The sequence below is a fragment of the Luteibacter sp. E-22 genome, from assembly GCF_049913125.1.
Taxonomy (GTDB): Bacteria; Pseudomonadota; Gammaproteobacteria; order Xanthomonadales; family Rhodanobacteraceae; genus Luteibacter.
In genome coordinates, this window is sequence record NZ_CP183975.1 from 4,184,903 (window position 1) to 4,199,675 (window position 14,773).

At 67.0% G+C, this 14,773-nt stretch carries 12 protein-coding genes; 2 read left to right on the top strand and 10 right to left on the bottom strand.

Annotated elements, in window-relative coordinates:
* Positions 1 to 8: 8 nt before the first annotated feature.
* Both ACN9M2_RS18545 and ACN9M2_RS18550 read right to left on the bottom strand, forming a co-directional pair.
* Positions 9 to 785: a DODA-type extradiol aromatic ring-opening family dioxygenase gene (locus ACN9M2_RS18545; RefSeq protein WP_426287956.1), complete on the bottom strand. Its 777-nt coding sequence runs from the start codon at positions 783 to 785 to the stop codon at positions 9 to 11.
* A 239-nt stretch (positions 786 to 1,024) separates the two neighbouring features.
* Positions 1,025 to 3,883: a putative bifunctional diguanylate cyclase/phosphodiesterase gene (locus ACN9M2_RS18550; RefSeq protein ID WP_426286084.1), complete on the bottom strand. Its 2,859-nt coding sequence runs from the start codon at positions 3,881 to 3,883 to the stop codon at positions 1,025 to 1,027.
* A gap of 309 nt (positions 3,884 to 4,192) precedes the next feature.
* On the opposite strand from ACN9M2_RS18550, the gene ACN9M2_RS18555 reads away from it, so the two are divergent.
* Positions 4,193 to 4,726 (top strand): acyloxyacyl hydrolase, encoded by a 534-nt coding sequence (locus tag ACN9M2_RS18555; protein WP_426286085.1) that lies wholly within the window; start codon positions 4,193 to 4,195, stop codon positions 4,724 to 4,726.
* Positions 4,727 to 4,797: 71 nt separating this feature from the next.
* Here ACN9M2_RS18555 and ACN9M2_RS18560 read toward each other — a convergent pair whose 3' ends face one another.
* From ACN9M2_RS18560 to ACN9M2_RS18580, 5 genes are all read right to left on the bottom strand, one after another.
* Positions 4,798 to 6,324: a DHA2 family efflux MFS transporter permease subunit gene (locus ACN9M2_RS18560; protein ID WP_426286086.1), complete on the bottom strand. Its 1,527-nt coding sequence runs from the start codon at positions 6,322 to 6,324 to the stop codon at positions 4,798 to 4,800.
* A gap of 10 nt (positions 6,325 to 6,334) precedes the next feature.
* On the bottom strand, positions 6,335 to 7,546 hold the full coding sequence (locus ACN9M2_RS18565) for an efflux RND transporter periplasmic adaptor subunit (RefSeq protein ID WP_426286087.1): 1,212 nt from the start codon (positions 7,544 to 7,546) through the stop codon (positions 6,335 to 6,337).
* 24 nt (positions 7,547 to 7,570) lie between these two features.
* Positions 7,571 to 9,031, bottom strand: a complete 1,461-nt coding sequence (locus ACN9M2_RS18570) for an efflux transporter outer membrane subunit (protein ID WP_426286088.1) — start codon at positions 9,029 to 9,031, stop codon at positions 7,571 to 7,573.
* A 21-nt stretch (positions 9,032 to 9,052) separates the two neighbouring features.
* Positions 9,053 to 9,511 (bottom strand): MarR family winged helix-turn-helix transcriptional regulator, encoded by a 459-nt coding sequence (locus ACN9M2_RS18575; protein WP_426286089.1) that lies wholly within the window; start codon positions 9,509 to 9,511, stop codon positions 9,053 to 9,055.
* A gap of 76 nt (positions 9,512 to 9,587) precedes the next feature.
* Positions 9,588 to 9,830: a hypothetical protein gene (locus tag ACN9M2_RS18580; RefSeq protein WP_426286090.1), complete on the bottom strand. Its 243-nt coding sequence runs from the start codon at positions 9,828 to 9,830 to the stop codon at positions 9,588 to 9,590.
* Between the two features lie 143 nt (positions 9,831 to 9,973).
* Between ACN9M2_RS18580 and ACN9M2_RS18585 the strand changes: the two genes are divergently transcribed.
* Positions 9,974 to 10,765 (top strand): AraC family transcriptional regulator, encoded by a 792-nt coding sequence (locus tag ACN9M2_RS18585; RefSeq protein WP_426286091.1) that lies wholly within the window; start codon positions 9,974 to 9,976, stop codon positions 10,763 to 10,765.
* 109 nt (positions 10,766 to 10,874) lie between these two features.
* Here the strand turns inward: ACN9M2_RS18585 and ACN9M2_RS18590 are convergent, their stop codons facing one another.
* The 3 genes from ACN9M2_RS18590 to ACN9M2_RS18600 all read right to left on the bottom strand — a co-directional run bounded on the left by ACN9M2_RS18590 (position 10,875) and on the right by ACN9M2_RS18600 (position 14,735).
* Positions 10,875 to 11,228, bottom strand: a complete 354-nt coding sequence (locus ACN9M2_RS18590) for a hypothetical protein (RefSeq protein WP_426286092.1) — start codon at positions 11,226 to 11,228, stop codon at positions 10,875 to 10,877.
* Positions 11,229 to 11,379: 151 nt separating this feature from the next.
* On the bottom strand, positions 11,380 to 12,078 hold the full coding sequence (locus ACN9M2_RS18595; RefSeq protein WP_426286093.1) for a response regulator: 699 nt from the start codon (positions 12,076 to 12,078) through the stop codon (positions 11,380 to 11,382).
* The gene (locus ACN9M2_RS18600) at positions 12,075 to 14,735 is read right to left on the bottom strand and encodes an ATP-binding protein (protein ID WP_426286094.1); all 2,661 of its coding nucleotides are present in this window, start codon (positions 14,733 to 14,735) and stop codon (positions 12,075 to 12,077) included. The genes ACN9M2_RS18595 and ACN9M2_RS18600 overlap by 4 nt, the downstream gene beginning before the upstream one ends.
* Positions 14,736 to 14,773: the final 38 nt, after the last annotated feature.

The following is a 14,773-nucleotide window of genomic DNA, read 5'->3' on the forward strand; positions in this document are numbered from 1 at the left end:
GAGCGTTCCTACGCGACGCCCCACGCGTAGGAATCCATCGCGAGCACGCCATAGGTGATGCCGCCATCGATCGCCATCGGCGTGTCGCCCCGCGCGGCGCCCGCCGCCACCAGCAAGGGCAAGTAGTGCTCTTCGGTCGGATGGGCGCGGATGGCGCTCGGGGCGAGGCGGCGATAGTCGACCAGGGCGTCGACATGGCCCGACAGCACGGCCTCGCGGCTCCACGCCGCGAACTCCTTCGCATAGGCCGCCGATTCGCCCGCACGACGAACCTCGTGCAGGTTATGGGTGAGACTGCCCGAGCCGACCACCGCGACGCCGCGATCCCGCAACGGCGCCAGCGCCTTGCCGAGTCGGAGGGCGCCGGCGGCATCGAGGTTGTGTGGCATCGAGACCTGGATCACCGGCGTATCGGCGTCGGGGCGCAGGTAGCGCAAAGGCACCCACGTCCCATGGTCGTAACCGCGCTCGGCGTCGATCATCGCGGCGAACCCATTGTCGATAAGCAGCGACACCGTTTCGGCGGCGAGCGCGGGCAAGCCCGGCGACGGATAGGTGAGGCTGTACAGCGGTGGGGGAAAGCCCCCGAAGTCGTGGATCGTTTCCGGCCACGGAGCCCCCGTGACGCGGATGCCGCAGGTTTGCCAATGCGGCGACACCACGACGATCGCGCTGGCACTGGCCAGTCGCTCGCCCAGTTCCGTCAGACGCGAGCCCAGCAACCCGGGTTCGAGGGCGAAGGTGGGAGCACCGTGAGAGACGAAGATGGCGGGAGCGCGGAACATCAGGATCACCGGGGAGACGTGGCGCGATGCCACCTTCCTCCAATGTAGGCGCCACGCGGCATGGGATAAATCGCCGTGCGGCGAACGCATTGGCTCCCGGCGTGAACGACGCCCGCATCGTGCGAGCCGCTTTCAAGGTGGGAGCCGACCCTGTCGGCGATGGGTGCTTGCCTCAAGCGGGCCCGCTGCCGCGGGATCGCCGACGAAGTCGGCTCCCACCTTGCTGCCTTCAAGCCGCCTCAAGCTGGCTCCAGTGCTTCCAGGGCCACCGGGCGCGAGAAGAAATAGCCTTGCATCACTTCGCAGCCCTCGGCCAGCAGCCAGCGGCGCTGGCAGTCCGTCTCGACGCCCTCGGCCACGACCTCGAGGTTCAGGCTCCGCGCGAGGAAGACGATGGAACGGCAGATGGAGGCGTCCACGTCATCCTGCAGCAAGGCCGCGGTGAAATGCCGGTCGATCTTGATCCTGTCCAACGGCAGGCGCGAAAGATAGGTCAGGTTGGAATAACCGGTGCCGAAATCGTCCAGGGCGATGCTGACGCCCATGGCGCGCAGTTCGTGCAACGTGCGGATCGCGCGCTCCGGTTCCGTCATGAATGCGCTCTCGGTCAGTTCCAGTTCCAGCAGCGACGCACTGGCGCCGGTCTCGGCCAAGGCCTGCCTCACCTCGGCGACAAGGTCGGTATGCACCAGCTGCATCGCGGAGATATTCACCGCGATGCGGCAGTCCGGACCGATGGTCGAGGCCACACGTCGTTGCTGCCGGCACGCTTCACGCAACACCCATTGGCCGATCTGCATGATCGCGCCGGTTTCCTCCAGCAGGGGAACGAGCAGGTCGTTGCCACCGAGGCCGCCAGGCGCCGACGGCCAGCGCAGCAAGGCCTCGATGCCCGTCACCCGTCCCGACGCACCGTCGTGCTGGGTTTGCCAGGCCAGTGCGAGTTCGTTCTCGAGGTTCACGCCCGAGAGCCGTGTGAGCACGTTGAGGCGGGCCATCGCCCTCGCGTGCATCTCGGACGAATAGCATCGCCAGGTATGCCGGCCGGAGCGTTTCGCGTCGTACATGGCGGTGTCGGCATTGCGAATGAGCGTATCCGCGTCTGCGCCGTCGCGCGTGGCGAACGCCACGCCGATGCTGCATTTCAGGCGCTGCATCGTTCCTGCGACTTCCAGCGGTTCCTCGATCGCACGCTGGATGCGCGGCAGGATGTCCAGCGCCTTCGCCGGTGAGCAGGTAAAAGGCAACATGGCGACGAACTCATCGCCGCCGAAACGACCTATCTCGCCCGTGCCGCCCAAGGCATCGCCCAGCTTCAATGTCACGTCGCGCAGGACCTGGTCGCCGAGCGCATGGCCCAGCGCATCGTTGATGACCTTGAAATGATCGAGGTCGACGAACAGCACCATCAGGCCCGAGCCTTCCGCCACGCACGTCGCCACCATGCCGGCGAGGCGTTCGCGCAAGGCGCGCCGGTTCGGCAACCCGGTCAACTCGTCGTGATTGGCCTGGTAGTTGAGCCGTTCCTCGTAGCTGCGCTGCTCGGTCAGGTCGCGCATGATCACGAGCGTGCCTCGTTCGCGCGAGTCACGGTCGCCGGATAGCGCCAGCTCGGCCTCGAACGGGATACCGTGCTCCGGATTCAACCACGCTGTGATGCTGCTGCCCTCCTGCATGTCGTCGCGGATCGCTTCGAGCGCATCCGCGTCCATGAAGTCCGCGGCGTCACGGCCGACAAGGGTCGAGCCGGCGTTCCCCAGCCGTTCCTCGGCAAGCAGGTTGGCATAGGCGATGCCACCTCCGCGCACGATCACGAGCGGTAACGGCATGCGCGCCAGCAGTTGGCGGTAGGCGCCCTCGCTCGCGGCGAGCTCGCGGTCGGACATCACCTTGTCGGTGAAATCCAGGCCGATGACCTGCCGGGCGCGACGCCCCATGAATTCGATATCCGCGCCGTGGCAGCGCATATGCATGAGGCGGCCATCCCGCGCCAGGTGCACCCAGGTTTGCGGACTGGCGTCATCGAAGGCGGTACCGTCGGCTATCGCCTCGCGCAACCTTCCGATTTGGTCGGGCGGGCGCAATGCCTCGATGGTCAAACCGAGCATTTCCTCGCGCGTATAGCCATAGGTGCGCGCCGCCGCCTGGTTGACCGCGAGGATACGCAGGGTTTCCGGCTCGAACACCCACGTGGGAAGAGGGCTTTGCTCGAACAGCATGCCGAAGCGCGTCTCGGTGCTACGAAGGTTTCGCTGCGCGTCGCCCAGGTCGCGGGTACTGCGTGACAACTCCACCAGGAGCCGGTTCTGGCGCCTGTATGCCCGATCGAACAGGGCGGCGAACACATTGAGCAGGAGAACCAGGGCGAGCGTGGCCAGCATCGACGGCCTGGCCTGGCGGAGCCACTCCGAATGTATGCCCGCCAGGTCGAGGCTCACGAGCACCACGAAGGGATAACGCGCCGACGATATCCACGCGTGGACGCGACCATCTCGCGTGTATTCGCCTGACGTGCCTGCCGCCTGTACGGGCAATACCCACGGCGTGACGATGTCGTCACGATTGCTGGCGAAAAGCCGGCCTTCCGGCGAGAACACGCTCATCGCCGCCGTGGCGCCCAACAGGGAATGGCGCATCCCATCGCGCACGCGCGCCGCGTCCACCAGCGTGCCGAAGGCGGCCGGCAGCGGCACTCGTGAGTCCACCAGCACGCGCACCGTTGGAGGTACGTCTCCCGCGCCATCGGCAACCACCACCCGCACGCTGGCGCCGAGGGCTAGCCGTCGCGGCGTCGCGAGACTGTCACGCCAGTTCATCAGCGGAACGTCGGTGCATGCCATGACGCCCCCTTCCGCATCGAGGGCGACGAAGGTCGGCAGTTCCGGATGGCGTGCCTGCACTTCCGCCAGGCGCGCGTGCAGCGGACCGGAGTCCGGACTGTCGACCGCGTTGCGCAGGGCGAGGAGCGGCCCCAGGCTCGCGTCGATGTACTGGTCCAGCATCCGCACCGTGCCGGTGCTCGAACCGACGATCTGGTGGCGCGCGTTGCCCAGCATGACCTGGTAGCTGTCGATCTGGAGCAGGGAAACGATGGCCACGACGCCAACCGAAAGCGCCAGGGCTACGGCCCAGGTCGCCAATCGGACGTGACGGGCGCGCCTCGTCATCGCCGCCTTTGCCGCTGCGCCCTCCACCGTCCGCCGCCCCTTCCGCCCCGAATGTCCAAATTAACGGCCGAAAGGTGGCCTCCTTGAACTCCGCACGCATACACAAAGGTGATTCCGACCAAGCCCCCTTGAGCCTCCGAATCAAATAATTGGACCTCCCCCCCTTTATTCACGCCCACTGGACACTATTTACCGAACGATCCGGTTCATTAACGTCCCACCACAAGGACCTGTTCCCCCATGCGCTCGTCCCGCCTCGCACTCGGCGTCCTCGCCGCCCTATCCCTCGCCGCCGTGACCGTACCCGCCGCCGCGCAAACCCACCTGGAAGTCCAGGGTGGCCGCAGCTACATGGACAGCCACGGCACCGATGCCTTCTTCGTCGAAGCCGTGTTCGATCCCCGAGCGATGGGGCAGAGCCGCTTCACCTGGTCGCCGGATGTATCGCTCGGCTACATCAGCGGCCGTCACGTCGGCGAATACCGCGATGCGAGCCCGGGCGTGACGAACAATGTCTGGGTCGGCGCCGCCGGCGCGCGCTTCCACTACGGCAGCGCCGGTGACTGGTACCAGCCGTTCTTCTTCAGCTTCCAGCTGGCCGGCACCGCCGGCGGCCGCACCCAGGCACTCTCCAGCGCTTACCAGTTCGTCAGCACGCTGGGCTGGCAGTACAAGAACGTGAGCTTCCAGATCCGCCACATCTCCAACGGCAGCTTCAAGGAGCCGAACCGCGGCGAGACGATGGCCCTGGTGGGTATCGGCTTCGATATCTGACCGCGTTCATCACCCACAAAAAAGCCGGCGTTGCGAAACGCCGGCTTTTTTGTGGTTCTCCGGGAACGGCCTCAGTGACCCGAGGCCGCCGGTCCCGCCTTCGCCGCGAAGGGCGGCTTGGCCAGCCAGACCACGAAGATCAACGCGACGAAGACATACCCCAGCAAGTGGAACACCTCGTTGAACGAGATCTGGTAGCCCTGCTGGGTGATCATCTGGTTCATCGCCGCCGCCGCGTATTGCGGGTCACCGTGTCCGATCTGGGTCAGTGCCTGCTGCGCCGTCGGATCGAACGGCGTGATGTTTTCAGCCAGCCTTTCGTGATGGACGATCGCCCGGTGATCCCACAGGAAGGTGGTGAGCGATGCCGCGAAGCTGCCGCCCAACGTACGCAGGAAGGTGGCGAGGCCGGAGCCCGCCGCGATCTCGCGCGGTTGCAGGTCGGAGAGCAGGATGCTCAGCACCGGCATGAAGAACAGCGCCACGCCGAGGCCCTGGATCAACTGCACCATCGCGACGCTGTAGAAGTCGATGTCCAGGAAGAAGTCGGAGCGCATGAAGCACGTCGCTCCCATCACGATGAACGCGCCCGAGGCCAGGACGCGCAGGTCGAACTTGTGCGCATAGCGGCCCACGAAGGGCGTGAGTATCACCGGCAGGATGCCTAGCGGCGCCGCGGCGAAGCCCGCCCAGGTGGACGTGTAGCCGACGTTGCGTTGCAACCACTGCGGCACGAGCAGGCCGATGGCGAAGAACGCCGCGTAGGCCAGCACGAGGCACAAGGTGCCCATCGCGAAGTTACGGTGCCGGAACAGCTTCAGGTTGACGATCGGGTCCTTGTCGGTGAGTTCCCAGATGAGGAACACGATCAGGCCGATCGCCGCGACGATCGCGGTGACGACGATGAAGGTGGAGGAGAACCAGTCTTCGTCGTTGCCCTTGTCGAGCACCACCTGCAGCGCGCCCACGCCGATGATCAGCGTGATGAGACCCACGTAGTCGACCTTGGGCTTCTCGGTGACTTCCGGTCGCCCCTTCATCTGGTTGGCCACGACGAAGCTGGCGAAGATGCCGATCGGCACGTTGATGAAGAAGATCCACGGCCAGGTGTAGTTGTCGGTGATCCAGCCGCCGAGGATGGGACCGGCGATGGGCGCGACGACGGTGACCATCGCCAACAATGCCAGTGCCATGCCGCGTTTGGCCGGTGGATAGATCGAGATCAGCAGGCTCTGCGTGATCGGATACATCGGGCCGGCCACCGCGCCCTGGATGGCGCGAAACAGGATGAGCATGCTCATGCTCTGCGCGATGCCGCACAGGAACGACGCCAGCGAGAACAGCAGCGTCGCCCAGACGAACAGCTTCGTTTCACCGAAGCGCCGGGTGAGGAAGCCGGTCAACGGCAGGGCGATCGCATTGCTCACCGCGAACGAGGTGATCACCCAGGTGCTCTGGTTGGAGCTGACACCCAGGTTGCCGGCGATGGTCGGCAGCGAGACGTTCGCGATCGTGGTGTCGAGCACCTGCATGAAGGTCGCGAGCGATAGCCCGACCGTGGACAGCGCCAGGTTCGGCGGTCGAAATTCGGTGCTCATGGCCGCTCCCTTACTTCGGGGCCTGCTGTTGCTCGCCTTCGCCGGCCGAGGCGTTCTCGTGGATCACGCGAGCGATGTCCTTGTCGGCATCGGCGAGCTGCTTGTCGTAGATCGGCGTGGAGAATTCCGGCGCGGTCGGCGCCTGCTTCGCCAGCAGCGGGCCGCTCTGGTCGTGCAGCGACACCGTCACCTTGGTCGACAGGCCGAGGCGCAGCGGCTTTTCTTCCAGCTGCTTCGGATCGGTGAAAACGACGCGGACCGGCACGCGCTGCACGATCTTGATCCAGTTACCGGTGGCGTTCTGCGCCGGCAGGATCGAGAACGCGCTGCCGCTGCCGACACCGAGGCTGCGCACCTTGGCCTTGTAGACGATGTCGCTGCCGTAGACGTCGGCGGTCACGTCGACCGGCTGGCCGATACGCATGTGGGTCAGCTGGGTTTCCTTGAAGTTCGCGTCGATCCATACCTGATGCAGCGGCACGACGGCCATCAGGGCGGCGCCCGGCTGCACACGCTGGCCCACCTGCACGGTGCGCTTGGCGACGTAGCCGTCCACCGGCGCGACCAGGGTGGCACGCACGTCGTCGAGGTACGCCGAGCGCAGCTGGGCCGCGGCGGCGCGCACGTCCGGATGCGAGGCGACGACGGTATCGTCGACCAGGACCTTGCTGCTGCTGTACGCCTGCTTGGCGGACGACAGGCTGTCCTCGGCGGAGGTCAGCGTATCCAGGGCGTGCGACAGTTCCTCGGCCGAGATCGCGCCGGACTTGGCGAGGTCGCGGCGGCGGTCGTAATCGGCACGGGCACGGGCCACGGCGGTCTGGCGCACGGCCACATCGGCCTGGGCCGAAGCCACGTTGTTGTACAGGCCTCGCACGCGGCGCACGGTGTTGGCCAGGTTGGCGCGCGCGCTTTCGAGGGCCACTTCGGCGTCGCTCGGATCGAGCTTCACCAGCACGTCGCCCTGGTGGACCAGGTCGCCGTCGTCGGCACCGATCGAGGTGACGGTACCGGCGATCTGCGGCGTGATCTGCACGACGTTGCCGTTGACGTAGGCGTCGTCGGTGTCCTCGTACCAGCGGCCGTCCACGAAATACCAGACGGTCCAGCCGATGGCGGCCAGGACGAGCACCACGACAAGGAGCTTGAGGAAGAAGCCGCGACGGCTCTTCGGTGGCGGCGCCACGACGGCGCCGGCAGGGGCGGTGGTTTCTTGTGACATCGTTAGGTGCCTCGGGACGTGTTCTTAGTGATGGGCCGGCGTGGCGGCGGCGACGGGCTGGTCGTCCGCCTCGGGGCGGAAACCGCCGCCGAGCGCCTGGATCAGTTGGACGGAGGTATCGACCTGCTGGGCGCGGAGCGCGGCCATGCGCTGCTGGGCCTGGAGCAACTGCTGGCGCACGATGAGCGATTCCAGGTAGCTGCCGACACCCGCCTTGTAGCGCTGCTGCGAGAGGTCGTAAGCCTGCCGTGCCGCGTCCTCGGCGCGCTGTTGCGCGGCGATCTGCGTACCGAACGAATCCAGCGCGGAGAGATCGTCGGCGACCTCGTTCAATGCGCCGACCAGCGTCTTGTTGTACTGGGCCACGGCAAGGTCGTATTCCGCATCCTTCCCCGCCAGGTTCGCGCGGAGACGGCCACCATCGAAGATCGGCAGGCTGAAGGCCGGCAGCACCTGCCAGAAGCGGGCACGCGATGCGAACAGGTTTTCCGAGCCACCCGCCACCTGCGCGGCGAGGATGCCCAGGCTGACGTTGGGCAGGAATTCCGTCTTCGCCGCGGCGATGTCCTTCGAGGCAGCTTCCACGCGCCAACGCGCGGCGACGAGGTCGGCGCGATGGCCGAGCAGATCCGCCGGCAGGTTGGCCGGTACCGCGACAGCCGACGGCGTGAGCACCGCCGGGCGGCCGATGTCGAGTCCACGGTCCGGACCCTTGCCGAGCAGCACGCTCAACGTGCTCCGGGCCGAATCGATGGCACGTTGGGCCACGGCCATTTCACGCTCGGCCGTGGCGACCTCGGTGTCGGACTGCTTGATCTGGATCTGGTTGTCGACCCCGGCGGCGACGCGCTGGCGGGTGAGGTCGCGCGACGCGACGCTGCGATCGAGTTCGGCCTTGGCCACGTCCATCTGGGTGAACGCATAGCCAAGCTGCACGTAGGCACGCGCGACATTGGTCGAGATCTCGATGCGCGCGGCGCGGGCGTCGATCTCCGCCGCACGCTGCGAGCCGAGCGCGGCTTCCCATGCGGCGCGCTTGCCGCCCCACAGGTCGAGGTCCCAGTTGAAGTTGCCGTAGCCGTACTTCGTCCAGCTGAAATGGTTGCCCAGCGGCGCGGGGAACAACGTGCCCGGAAGATGCGCACCGGCGACGCCGCCGCCCACGTTGAAGGTGGGATCACGCGAGGCGTCGGCCGCGCCGCTCTGCGCCTGGGCCTGGCGCACGCGCGCATCGGCCGAGGCGAGGTCGGGATTGTCCTTCAGCGCTTCCTCGATGAGCGCGCCGAGCTGGCTGTCGCCCAGCCCGGTCCACCAGTCCGCCGCCGGCCAGTTCGCCGGAGAGACCTGCGCCTTGGCCAGGCTGCGGTCGGCATGGAGGGTGGCCGGATCGGTCAGCTGGCCCTGCGGGTCCAGGCCGCGGCTGGTCACGCAGCCGGAAAGGATCAACGCGGCCCCGACGGCCGCCACGAGAGTGTGCAGACGCATGAGTTTTGCCTCGACAGTGAATCAGTCTTTTTCGCGGAGCGCGTTGAGCACGCGCCCCAGGTAATCGTGCAGGCGCTCGCGCTCTTCCGCGGAAAGGTCGCGCTGGGCGCGTTCGAGCGTCGCCACGTTGCTTTCGTACAAGTGCCGCCAGAGCGCTTCGCCCGCCTCGGTCAGCTCGATCCTCAACGCGCGCCGGTCTTGCTGGTGCGGTTGGCGGCGCAGGTAACCCTTGGCTTCCAGCTGGTCGAGCTGTCGCGTCATCGCGCCACCGTCCACGTCCACCGCGCGGGCGAGTTCGGTCGCGGACATCGGCCCGAACACCGCCAGGCGCTTGAGCACATGGAACTGGGTGAACTTCAGGTCCGCCCCTTGCGCGGCGAGGTCGGACTCGATCGCTCGCACGATCTCGCTCCGGACCATGCCGATCAGGGAGCCGAGGCTATCCCTGCCGTCGGGGGTGGGGCATACACTGTTGTTCATAGCCGCACATTCTATTGCCAAAAATATAGTTGTCAAGGCAAATATGCGTGCGGCAGATATTCCCGTGCGGCAACGGCTAAGGCTCGTCGGCCAGCAGGGCGGCCAGGGCAGGGTCGCGTACGTCGAACAGGTCGAATATCCCGAGGGCTTTCAGGGTGGGCAGTTGGGCCAGGAGGCGCGGTTCCAGCCGCCTGACCTGGTCTTCGGGGGTGCTCGGATCGAGCATGGCGTGGGCACAGGCCACGAAGGTCACCAGGGCTTCGCCTGCCTCCTGGCCTTCGCCCAATTCACTGTAGTCGCGGGTGACGAGACGGATCATGGGGACGATCTCCGGCGTCGATGGTCCCTGAGCGTGGCGAGAAGCCGCCACGCCGGAACACTTAGTTGGGAGTGCAAATGTTAGCCATGGAAGCTATCGGCCTGATATCGTTATCTGGCCAAGTTATGTCGAGAAATGGCCAAATGCTGGACGAGAACCTGCACGCCCTACTGGAAAGCGCCGATGGTCCGCCGCTCATCGCCTACGAGGCGCGCGGTGAAATCCCGCTTGAGGAAACCGACTGGCACAGCCACGTGCGAGGCCAGTTTTTCTATGTGGAACAGGGCCTTGTCATCACGCGGACGGAGCACGGCTCATGGCTGCTGCCACCGCATCGTGCCGGCTGGATGCCGCCGGGGGAGATGCATACGGTCAGCATCGCTGGTCCAAGCCACGCCTGGGGCGTATTCATCGCGCCGTGCGCCGCGGCGGGGCTTCCGGACCGGCCCTGCGTCGTGGGGGTGAACGACCTGTTCCGCGCGATCATCAAGCGTGCCGCGGGTTGGCCCAGGCATGCGGAAAGCGAACCGGAGAGGGACCGGCTCTTCGCCGTCATGCTCGACGAGATGCGCCGTGCGCCCGTTGAGCAATTGCACCTGCCCATGCCGGTCGACCGGCGCTTGCGGCGCATCGCGATGGCGATGTTCGAACGCCCGGACGACACGCGCGGCATCGAGGAATGGGCCAGTTGGGCCGGCATGTCCGTGCGCACGCTCACACGCCTGTTCCGCCAGGAAACCCAGTGCAGCGTGGCGCAGTGGCGACAACAGGCAAGGCTTACCCGTGCCCTCGAACGCCTGGCCCACGGCGAACCGGTATCGATCGTGGCCGACGCGCTCGGCTACGCCACGCCGAGCGCCTTCGTGGCGATGTTTCGCAAGGCCTTCGGCGATTCACCCGGGCGCTACCTGGCGCGTCAGGCCATGAGTGCCTGACGGTCGAAAACCGACATGGTGGGAGCCGGCCCTGTCGGCGATGGTGCTTGCCTGACCTGGCCCGCTGCCGCGGGATCGCCGACAAGGTCGGCTCCCACCAGAGCCTTCCTTAGTCGGTCGACGGCTTGCACATCCACAATGCCTCGAACGTGTATGCATCGCCGCTCTGCCGCTCGATCACGTCCACGGCGATACGTCCGTGCTTCCACGGACCGTGCGTGCCCGGCGGCGTCACGTCGTAGCAGGAGCGCTCTTTCTCGTAGTGGCCGTTCCTGTCATCGGTCATCGCCTGCTCTTCCTCGCGGCACTGAGCCAGCGCTTCGTCGTGCGTCGGCAGCGACCGCTCTCCGGCAACGTAGTGCTCGTCGGTGCAGTCCACCTCGGTGGCGCGGGACGTGTAGATGATGCCGATGGCAACGGCGGTGGCGACGATCGATACGGCGATAGGTGGCAAACGGTGCACGCGATGCTCCATGCGGGAAGGAACGCGTGAGGCTGCACGCCCGCGCCGGGGAAGAACATCGGACTAGTCTGAGAAATGGCCCGGAAGGCCCGGGCTGTGATGGGGATCACGCGCGTGGCGACGGATATGAAGCTGGCGTGAGGACGAACGATCAGTTCGCGGGAAAGCGATAGCCGACACCCGGTTCCGTCTTCAACCAGCGCGGTGCGGAAGGATCGTCGCCCAGCTTCTGCCGCAGCTTGCCCATCACGATGCGTAGGTAATGGGTGTCGTGCGTATGCGTGGGCCCCCACACTTCACGCAGGATCTGTTGCTGGCTGACCACGCGGCCAGGATGGCGGACGAGCAAGGACAGCACCGCGAACTCCTTGCGCGTGAGGGCGACGGCCTGCCCTTCGAGGATCGCCTCCCGTCGAGCGAGATCGATCGACAACGTGCCGTCGTCGTATCGCACCGGCGCCTCCGACTGTCCCGCCTTCGCACCCTGCCGGAGGAGCACCCGCAGACGCGCCATCAGTTCCTGGATACCGAACGGCTTGGTCACGTAGTCGTTCGCACCACTGTCCAGCGACTTCACCTTTTCCGCTTCCGCATCGCGCACCGAGAGCATCAACACGGGCACCTGGCTCCACTGGCGCAACTCCCGCAACACGTCGTGACCTTCACGGTCGGGCAGGCCGATGTCGAGGATGACCAGGTCGGGCGATTGCGTGGCGGCGAGCCCCAGGCCTTCCTCGCCAGTAGCGGCCAGGAACACCTGGTAGCCCTCGGCGCGAAGGCCGATGTCGAGGAAACGGCGGATCTGTGCCTCGTCGTCGATCACGAGCACGCGGGGAGCGGTCGGATTCATGGGCGGTCGTCCGGCGGTGGCGGCAAGGGCAGCGAGATGCGAATGGTCGTGCCACCACCCGTACTGGGCAAAGCCTCGACGCCACCCCCGTGCGCGCCGATCATGCCGCGGCAGATCGCAAGACCCAGCCCCGTGCCCTGTCCGCCGCGATCGCCACGCGACACCGAATAGAACATGTCGAAGATCCGCGCCCGCTCGTCCTCGGGAATGCCCGGGCCGCGATCGATCACATCGACGAGCAAGCGGCCGGCCTCGGTCCGCACGATCACGCGCACGGGCTCGTTCACCGGCGAGAAACGCGCGGCGTTCTCGAGGATGTTGAACAGGGCTTGCTCGATAAGGGCGGGATGGACGTGCAACAGGACCGTATCCCCGGGCAGGTGTACGTCCACGCGCACATCCGGGAACAGCTTGCGCATGCGTCCCACGGCGGCGACCACGATCTCCCCGGCATCCACCCAATCGCGATTGAGTTTCAGCGTGCCGTGGCCCAGGCGCGTCATGTCGAGCAGGTTCTGGATGTAACGGTCGAGGCGCTGGCCTTCACCCAGGATGGCTTGCAGCAATTCGAGGCGTTCGTTGTCCGGCAACTGCGTGTCGTAGCTCAGCAACGTGCCGGCGGCACCGATCATCGAGGCGAGTGGCGAGCGCAGGTCGTGCGAGACCGACGAAAGCAGCGCGTTGCGCAGACGCTCGGTCTCTCCCTGCACGCGTGCGCTCTCCAGTTCCGTGGCGAGCCGCGCACGATCCAGTGCCTGTCCCACGTCCTGGACCATGGCCAGGGCCAGGCCGCGCCGGTCGGCGTCCGGCTCGCCCTGTCCGGAAGGGAAACGTAACGCGACGACGCCCGCACGGCGGCCGTCGGCACCCAGCGGCAGCACCCAGCATGCGGCACCGTTGAGCGTATCGGTGTAGCGTCCGGCCGGCTCGGCGTGGGTTTCGCTCCAATCGGCGGCGGCGAGATCCTGTGTCGAAAGCGCGAAGGTATCGGGTACCGACGCGGCGATCGCAAGGTCCCCCGATGCGTCCCGCGCCAGCACCGCCACGTCGATGTCGAGCGTGCGCGCGAGGGCGCGGGCGGCGACCGCGCGCACGCCATCGGCATCGGCCGAGGTCGCCAGCTGCTGGCCCAGGGCGACCAGCGCCCGGGCGCGCACCTGTGCCGCGCGCAGGGAAGTGACTTGCCCTGCCAGTCGCGTCGCGAGCCGGCTGCAGACCAGCGCGGCGACCAGGAACAACACCACGGCGAGCACGTCGTCCGCGTTGGCGATCACCAGCGTGTAGCGGGGCGGCGCGAAGAAGAAGTTGTAGCCAAGGAAGCAGAGCAGGGCCGTGAAGACCGCCACCGCCATGCGCGTGCGCACCGCGACGAACAGCACGGCGGTAAGGAAGATCAGCGAGAGGTTGGCGACCGACAGGAAGCGGTCCGCCACGAACGACAGCGCCATCGCCACCGCGGTGGCCGCCGTGGCGATGGCGTACTCGCGGCGCGAACCGTTCCCATCGGCGAAACGCAGGCGTCGGCGCGCCTTGGCGCGCTCCACTGGCGTGGCGACGATCGTGAGTTCCAGGTGTGCGCCGCGGCGAAGCAGCTGCTGGGTCAACGAAAAGCCAAGCCGCCGGGCGATCGGCCGTTCGCGCGTGCGGCCCACGATGATCTGGCCCACGCCCTCCCGATTGGCCCATGCCAGCAATTCGTCGGCGACAGCGTGACCGCGCAGGATCTCCGCTTCGCCGCCCAGGCGGCGCGCCAGCCGCATCGCCGCATCCACGCGCTCGCGGCGTTCGCCGTCCACGCCACCGCGATCGACGAAGAGCACGCTCCAGGGCGCGCCGCGTCTTTCGGCGATGCGCCGGGTGATGCGCACCAGGTATTCGCTCTGCGTCGCACCGTCGATCGCCACCATCACGCGGCGTCGCACCGGCATGGCGCCACCACGGGCGAGCATGTGTCCGCGCAGGTCGCTTTCCACATGAGCGGCCACGGTCTCCACCGCCAACTCACGCAAGGCGGCGAGGTTGGTCGGCGAGAAGAAGGCATCGAGCGCGACGGCCGCGGTCTCGGGCACGTAGACCTTGCCCTGTTGCAGGCGGCCGATGAGTTCGCGCGGCGGCAGGTCCACCAGCACGATGTCGCGCGCGCGATCGAGGAACGCATCGGGCACCGTCTCGCGCACGGCCACGCCGGTGATCCGGCGAACCTGGTCGTTGAGGCTTTCCAGGTGCTGCACGTTGAGCGCCGTGTAGACCTCGATACCGGCATCGAGCAATTCGGCGATGTCCTGCCAGCGACGCTCGTGACGCCCTCCCGGCAGGTTGGTATGGGCCAGTTCGTCGACAAGGAGCACCGCCGGCTTGCGCGCCAGCGCGGCTTCCAGGTCGAACTCGCTGAACTCGCGTCCGGCATAGCGCACGATCCGCGGGGGCAACACCTCGATGCCTTCGAGGAGGGCCGCCGTGTCGGCGCGGCCATGCGTCTCGACCAGCCCGGCCACCACGTCGATCCCTTGCCGGCGCAGGTCGCGCGCCGCGGACAGCATCGCGAAGGTCTTGCCCACGCCCGGCGCGGCGCCCAGGAAAACCTTCAGGCGCTGCCCGTCGCCGTCCTTCATCTCGTTGAGGAGCGCGTCGGCGCGGATATCTCGGGCGTCGGCCATGGATGCTTGCCGTCAGGAAAGGAATACGTTAGCGCGTT